The organism is Priestia sp. SIMBA_032 (assembly GCF_046535215.1).
GTDB lineage: Bacteria > Bacillota > Bacilli > Bacillales > Bacillaceae_H > Priestia > Priestia aryabhattai.
This window is the reverse complement of the sequence record NZ_JAWRXD010001331.1, coordinates 1-245: the sequence shown is the minus strand read 5'-3', so window position 1 is coordinate 245 and position 245 is coordinate 1. Positions and strand designations below refer to the sequence as shown.

Genomic DNA, 245 nt, shown 5'->3' with positions numbered 1-245 from the left:
ATGCCCCGGACATGAGTATTCCTGGGCTTATCGATGATCTGGTGCACTGGTGGGGTCAACCGATGTGGGCGAGCCTTGAATGCATGACGACAACACATCACAATCACCGAATCCATCCACCGAGTGATCGCGAAACAGACGCGCAAGCAACCGGTTTGGAAAAGTTCATCAAAGACATCCATCGGATCGGCCCGGCACCGACGCGCCGGCGGGAAGCTCTGGTGGCCGGATTCACGATCATCCTG

At 56.7% G+C, this 245-nt stretch carries 1 protein-coding gene; it reads left to right on the top strand.

Features of this window, described 5'->3' with window-relative positions; all coding sequences use genetic code 11:
* Nucleotides 1–62 precede the first annotated feature (62 nt).
* Nucleotides 63–245, top strand: a 183-nt coding sequence (locus tag SB717_RS38630; RefSeq protein ID WP_410908526.1) for a hypothetical protein, incomplete at its 3' end; no start/stop codon positions are given.